Here is a 6,473-nt window from a genome sequence, read left to right on the forward strand (position 1 = left end):
GCCGGTTGCCGCAGGCGCGTCGTCCTGCATTGCCGCGGGACAACCGCCCCCTGTGTGCTCGCCGCAACGCCTGCTGATGCGATCGGTCATTGCAGCTCATAGACCGATTACGACGCTGCCCCGCCATCGCCATACGATTGCCGGTACGCATCTGCACCGCGCCCTAGATCGGCAACAGACCCTGCAACCTGGCGACCGTGCCTCCACACCCTGCAGCTGGCGCCATGGTCACGCCCGGCGGTGCTGGCGTCTGGACTTGCCCGGTATGGCACCCACGAAAAACGGCCTCCTGCTTGCGCGGGAGGCCGTCGGTCGATCGGCGCCTTGTTGCGTGTTGCTGCTGACATGCTGCGTTCGCGGCCAGGCTTCCCGGTTCAGCCCCACCACCGGGAGGCCGCTGACCACGGGTCACACTCAGTTGGCGGCGGCAGGCTTGGCCGGCATCGGGCGCTTGCCGTGATCACCATGCTCGCCCGGACCACGCGGACCATGCTCGCGGCGCAGCTTCGAGGCCGCATCGAACTCGGCCTTGCTCAGCTTGCCGTCCTTGTCGGTGTCGGCCTTGGCAAACCACGCATCGCGGTGTTGCTGCATGCGTAGCTCGCGGTCGGCGCGATCGACAAAGCCATCCTTGTTGAGGTCCATCTGATCGAAGCGTGCCGCAAGTTTCGGGTCGGCCTTGGCCTCCTCGCGGCTGATGCGGCCGTCCTTGTTGGTGTCGAGCTTGGCCATCCATTCGCCACGGCCCTCGCGCCCCGGGCCGCGATGACGTGGGCGCTCGTCGCGCGACAGCTTGCCGTCCTTGTTGGTGTCCAGCGTATCGAACTGCGCGGCCAGCGTCGGGTCGGCGGCCGCTTCGCTGCGATCGATGACGCCGTCGCCATTGCTGTCGAGCTTGCCAGGACGTGAAGCATCGCCGGAAGCCGGCGGAGTGGCAGCGAACACCGCGCCGGTGGACAGCGCAGCCAGCACAGCCAGTGCGAGGAAAGGTTTGCGGGACGTCATGAGAAACTCCTGATTTGTGGGAACCACACGCGGCACCTGCATGGGCCGCATCGCGTGGGTGGCGCATCCGGATCAACCGTGCGCTGCCACCAACACCCACATCAACGAGCCACCGATGCAGGCGTTGACGCCGGCATCGGGCGCATTTATCCGGCGGACAGTCGCCGCTGCTGCGACACACAGGCGCTATCCTGCGTCCATGGCCATCCATGCCGACACCCACGACGACCTGCGCCTGTTCCAGACCGGCGAGCATGCCTGTGGCTACTGGTCCGACCGCCAGGCGCGCGACCTGGTGCTGGACCCGCACGACCCACGGCTTGGCACCATCTACCCGCAGGCGTTGGCCTGGGGATTCCGTCGCTCCGGCGATCTGGTCTACCGGCCGCATTGCGAACGGTGCCGCGCCTGTGTGCCGGTGCGTATCGCGGTGGACGCGTTCCGACCCGATCGCAGTCAACGCCGTTGCCTCGCGCGCAATGCGGATCTGGTGGTGCGCGTGGTTGCGGCCGAACGCACCGACGAGCAACTGGCCCTGTATCGCCACTACCTCAAGCACCGTCATCCCGGCGGCGGCATGGACGAACATGGCGCCACCGAGTTCGATCAGTTCCTGATCGGCGGTTGGTCGCACGGGCGTTTTCTTGAGATCCGCGAACCGGCTGTCGCGCATGTGCCCGGGCGCCTGCTGGCCGTCGCGGTCACCGACGTGACCGAGCACGCGCTCTCGGCGGTGTACACGTTCTATGCGCCGGATGCGGCCGCGCGCAGCCTGGGCACGCTGGCGATCCTGCAGCAGATCCAATGGGCACGCCGCGAGCGACGCGCGCATGTCTATCTGGGCTACTGGATCGACGGCCACGCAAAGATGAACTACAAGCGGCGGTTGGGCGCGCTGGAAGCCTACGACGGCCGCCACTGGCGCGGACTGCCGGCCACTGCGCCAGCGCCCTGACGTGTCGGCGGCGACATCGGCCTGTCGCATCCAGCATGCGACAATCGCGCAATGATCAAACCACTGCTGCTGCTCGCACTGACCGCGCTCTGCGCTGCCTGTACCCATCGCACGGCCACATCGGCGGCCACCGCCGACACCGCGCCCGGCCAGGCATCGCCCACACAGTTGCGCATCGCCACCTACAACACCTCGCTGTACTCCGACGAGGCCGGCGGCCTGGTCCGTGAGCTGCAGGGCGACAGCGCGCACGCGCGCAAGATTGCGGCCGTGCTGCAGCGCGTGCGCCCGGATCTGGTGCTGCTCAACGAGTTCGATTTCGACCCCGACCACCGCGCCGCCGAATTGTTCCAGCAGCGCTATCTGCAGGTCGCCCAGCCCGGCGGCGGCGAGCCGTTGCGTTATCCGTATCGGTATCTGGCACCGGTCAACACCGGTGTGCCGAGCGGGCTGGATCTGGACAACAGCGGCAGCGTCGGCGGCGATGGCCGCAACCGCGGCAATGATGCCTGGGGGTTCGGCCTGCATCCGGGGCAATACGGCATGCTGGTGCTGTCGCGTTATCCGATCGATGCGCGGGCCGTGCGCAGTTTCCAGTTGCTGAAATGGAGTGCATTACCGGGTGCGCTGCGGCCGATCGATCCGACCACGCGGACCTCGTTTTATAGCGACGCAATCTGGGCGCAGCTGCGGCTGTCGTCCAAGTCGCATTGGGACGTACCGGTCCGCACGCCACAGGGCGTGGTCCATGCACTGGTGTCGCACCCCACCCCGCCGGTGTTCGATGGCGCGGAAAAACGCAATGCCGCGCGCAATCATGACGAGCTCGCGCTGTGGCGCGCGTACCTGGACAACGCCGCCGACAGCACGCGCTGGCTCTGCGACGACAAGGGCACCTGCGGCGGCCTGCCGGCGGATGCGCGCTTTGTGATTTTGGGCGATCTGAATAACGATCCGATCGATGGCGCCGGCCGCCACGAAGCAATCCGCGCACTGATCCATCATCCGCGCGTCCTGCAGTACCCCACACCGCGCAGCGAAGGTGGCGCGGAAAAGACCGCCGAATACGCCGCGCGCGGCATCGCGCACACCGGCGACCCGCACCAGGTCACCGGCGACTTCGGCCCGCAGGCCGGCACCATGCGCCTGGACTACGTCCTGCCCTCCCACCAGTTCACCCTGGTCGGCAGCGGCATCTTCTGGCCGGCCGGCACCACCGCCGACGCGGCGATTGCCGATGGCAGCGACCATCATGCGGTGTGGGTGGATGTGGGTTGGTAGCGGGGATTGGGGAGTCGGGATTGGGGAGTCGGAAGAGCGCGTTCCCTGTCCGGCTACGTTAATGGAGCTCGGCTGGTAATGGACGTGAGCATGCGCGGCCAGCCGTGCGGCGCGACGCAGCTCCGCCTGCAGTGACGTGGCGTCACCAAGAGTGGTCAATCATTTGGCGACGGGCAGCGCGCCCGGGCGTGCGCACGAACCTCGCCATGCTTTGGTGCTTTGGCGCGTTGACGCAATGCGGCGGTGCGCTGCATTGCGTCGGACGTGCAGCGCGTCAGGCCTGCAACTGGATCGACAGTGCAGCGGCCGCCACGCGCGCCTTCTCGCGTGCGTCGTCGATGCTGCCCGCGCGGGCAAGCGTCACGCCCACACGGCGATGACCGTCCACGCGCGGCTTGCCGAACAGGCGTAGCGCGGTATCCGGGTCGCGCAGGGCGTCGGCCACGTTGTCGAACAACGGCGCGCCATGGCCGTGCGCGAGCAAGGCGCACGAGGCCGACGGGCCGCTCTGACGGATGACGCCGCCGTCTTCTGCGCCCACCGGCAAGCCGAGAATCGCGCGCGCATGCAGTGCGAATTCGCTGAGGTCCTGCGAGACCAGCGTGACCAGTCCGGTGTCGTGCGGGCGCGGCGACACTTCGCTGAACCACACCGCGTCGCCCTTAACGAACAGCTCCACGCCGAACAGGCCCCAGCCGCCCAGGTCGTCGGTGATGGCTTTTGCGATCTGCTGCGAGCGACGCAATGCGGCTTCCGACATCGGCTGCGGCTGCCAGCTTTCGCGGTAGTCGCCGTTCTGCTGCCAGTGGCCAATCGGGTCGCAGAACGAGGTGCCGCCGGCATGCCGCACGGTCAGCAAGGTGATCTCGTAATCGAAATCGATGAAGCCTTCGACGATGCAGCGCCCGGCACCGGCACGGCCGCCGGTCTGCGCGTAGTCCCACGCGGCGTCGATATCCGCTTCGCTGCGCAAGGTGCTCTGGCCCTTGCCCGAGGACGACATCACCGGCTTGACCACGCACGGCAGACCCACCGCAGCAATCGCCTCGCGGTATTCCGCAGCGGTGTCGACGAAGCGGTACGGCGAGGTCGGCAGGCCCAGCGTTTCGGCAGCCAGCCGGCGGATGCCTTCGCGGTCCATGGTCAGGCGTGCGGCACGCGCGGTCGGAATCACCTTCTGGCCCTGGTCGCGTTCCAGCGCCACCAGGGTCTCGGTATGGATCGCCTCGATCTCCGGCACGACCAGATGCGGCTGCTCGGTGGCGATCAGCGCGCGCAAGGCGGCGGGATCGAGCATGTCCAGCACGTGCGAGCGGTGCGCCACCTGCATCGCCGGCGCGTTCGCGTAGCGATCGGCGGCGATGACTTCCACCCCGAAGCGCTGCAGTTCGATCGCCACTTCCTTGCCCAACTCGCCCGAGCCCAGCAACAGCACGCGGGTGGCGGAAGGCGACAGCGGCGTGCCGAGAGTAGTCATGAGCGCAGGTCCAGATGAGAAGGGGGCGGCCATTCTAACGGCCTGCCCCGATCATCGCCTCCCGGCGGCTTGCACTGATTGATATCACTTTGATATCTTTTTCTTCGAACCCAAGGAGACATACTCATGAAAGAGAAGCCGATCCGCTCATTGCCGGGCATCCCCCTCGTCCTCGTTGCCGGCGCCGGCCTGATCGGCGCAGCCTGGTACCTGCTGACCGCGATGGCCGGCACCAGCCTCACGCCTGGCGGATTGATCGGGGCGACGTTGGGCGCGGCGGCGTGCATCTTCATCCTGGCGGGTCTGTACACCCTGGAACCGAACCAGGCTGCGGTGCTGAGCCTGTTCGGCAAGTATGTCGGTACGGTCAAGGACGCCGGCCTGCGCTGGAATGTGCCGTTCTACGCCAAGCGCCGCGTCAGCCAGCGCGTGCGCAACTTCGAGAGCGGGCGGCTCAAGGTCAACGAACTGGACGGCAGCCCGATCGAGATCGCCGCGGTGATCGTGTGGCAGGTGCTGGATGCCTCCGAAGCCGTCTACAACGTGGACGACTACGAGAGCTTCGTGCACATCCAGTCCGAGGCGGCGCTGCGCGCCATGGCCACCAGCTACCCGTACGACCAGCACGAAGACGGCCAGATCTCGCTGCGCAGTCACCCGGCCGAAATCAGTGAACAGCTCAAGCGGCACCTGGACGAGCGCCTCACCCAGGCCGGCGTGGACGTGATCGAAGCACGCATCAGCCACCTGGCCTATGCGCCGGAAATCGCCCAGGCCATGCTGCAGCGCCAGCAGGCCAATGCGGTGATCGCCGCACGCACCCGCATCGTGGCCGGCGCGGTCGGCATGGTGGAGATGGCGCTGGCCGAGTTGCAGAAAAACGGCGTGGTACAGCTGGACGAAGAGCGCAAGGCGCATATGGTCAGCAACCTGCTCACCGTGTTGTGTTCTGATCGCGGTACCCAACCGGTGGTCAATGCCGGCTCTTTGTATTGAGGTGATGCAATGAATGTCATGGTGCCACTGGTCGTCGCGCTGTCCGGCTTGCCCGCGCTGGCGATCGCCGCCTCGATCGGGGCGGACGACGACGACCGCGCGCGCGGCCTGGGCCTGCGCTGGGCGTTGATCAGCCTGGTGATCCTGGTCGGCGCGGCATGCCTGTACTGGGCCGGCGACAACCGCGCCGGCATCTACGCGGTGGTGATCGGCATGATCATCGGCGTCAACACGCTGATCGTGTCGATGGTCATGCACCTGCGCCGCCACGGCAGCCGCAGGAACGGCGAATGAGCGAAAAGAAGGCCTACCCGCTGCGCATCAATGCCGATGTTCTGGCCGCCGCGCAGCGCTGGGCCGACGACGAACTGCGCAGCCTCAACGCGCAGATCGAATACGTGCTGCGCGATGCGCTGCGCAAGGCCGGGCGACTGCCGAAGCCGCGTGACGACAGGACAGCCGACGACTGACGACGCGTGGGAGTCGTCGCACGAACGCGCGCGCAGTGACGTCGCCTCACATCTGCAGGCAAAACGTCAGAAGCAGCCCTGAGTGCCCCCCAGTGCTGCAGGCACCGCGGCGGCCGACCGCATGTCATACGCCCGCCTGGAGCAGTCCAGGCTGACCACATGCGCTCGTGCTCACTGGTGACGCGCACCACTTCACCCTACCCTGTCGCCATGCGCCCTCTCCCCACAACGTTGCTCAACACCACTGCCATCGAGTTGCTGCCTGCCGCCTTGCTGCGCGCGCGCAGCA

The 6,473-nt window shown here is 67.2% G+C and carries 7 protein-coding genes; 5 read left to right on the forward strand and 2 right to left on the reverse strand.

Going from position 1 to position 6,473, the window contains the following annotated elements; all coding sequences use genetic code 11:
* Positions 1–414 precede the first annotated feature (414 nt).
* Positions 415–1,005: an EF-hand domain-containing protein gene (locus OZ10_RS11735; protein WP_039409868.1), complete on the reverse strand. Its 591-nt coding sequence runs from the start codon at positions 1,003–1,005 to the stop codon at positions 415–417.
* A gap of 40 nt (positions 1,006–1,045) precedes the next feature.
* Here OZ10_RS11735 and OZ10_RS11740 point away from each other — a divergent pair, with 40 nt between their 5' ends.
* Together OZ10_RS11740 and OZ10_RS11745 are read left to right on the forward strand one after the other, a co-directional pair.
* Positions 1,046–1,960: an arginyltransferase gene (locus OZ10_RS11740; RefSeq protein ID WP_039409847.1), complete on the forward strand. Its 915-nt coding sequence runs from the start codon at positions 1,046–1,048 to the stop codon at positions 1,958–1,960.
* 51 nt (positions 1,961–2,011) lie between these two features.
* Positions 2,012–3,241, forward strand: coding sequence for an endonuclease/exonuclease/phosphatase family protein (locus OZ10_RS11745; RefSeq protein WP_039409843.1), 1,230 nt, complete (start codon positions 2,012–2,014; stop codon positions 3,239–3,241).
* A gap of 274 nt (positions 3,242–3,515) precedes the next feature.
* On the opposite strand, the gene purT is transcribed toward OZ10_RS11745, so the two are convergent.
* Positions 3,516–4,718: a formate-dependent phosphoribosylglycinamide formyltransferase gene (purT, locus tag OZ10_RS11750; RefSeq protein WP_039409840.1), complete on the reverse strand. Its 1,203-nt coding sequence runs from the start codon at positions 4,716–4,718 to the stop codon at positions 3,516–3,518.
* Between the two features lie 126 nt (positions 4,719–4,844).
* On the opposite strand from purT, the gene OZ10_RS11755 reads away from it, so the two are divergent.
* The 3 genes from OZ10_RS11755 to OZ10_RS11765 are packed head-to-tail and all read left to right on the forward strand — an operon-like array spanning position 4,845 to position 6,184.
* The gene (locus tag OZ10_RS11755) at positions 4,845–5,714 is read left to right on the forward strand and encodes an SPFH domain-containing protein (RefSeq protein ID WP_039564995.1); all 870 of its coding nucleotides are present in this window, start codon (positions 4,845–4,847) and stop codon (positions 5,712–5,714) included.
* A gap of 9 nt (positions 5,715–5,723) precedes the next feature.
* Positions 5,724–6,008, forward strand: coding sequence for a hypothetical protein (locus OZ10_RS11760; RefSeq protein ID WP_039409835.1), 285 nt, complete (start codon positions 5,724–5,726; stop codon positions 6,006–6,008).
* Positions 6,005–6,184 carry a type II toxin-antitoxin system antitoxin gene (locus OZ10_RS11765; protein WP_039409832.1) on the forward strand — a complete coding sequence of 60 codons (180 nt, stop codon included), beginning with the start codon at positions 6,005–6,007 and terminating at the stop codon, positions 6,182–6,184. The genes OZ10_RS11760 and OZ10_RS11765 overlap by 4 nt, the downstream gene beginning before the upstream one ends.
* Positions 6,185–6,473 lie beyond the last annotated feature (289 nt).

It is taken from the genome of Xanthomonas cannabis pv. cannabis (genome assembly GCF_000802365.1).
Lineage (GTDB): Bacteria > Pseudomonadota > Gammaproteobacteria > Xanthomonadales > Xanthomonadaceae > Xanthomonas > Xanthomonas cannabis.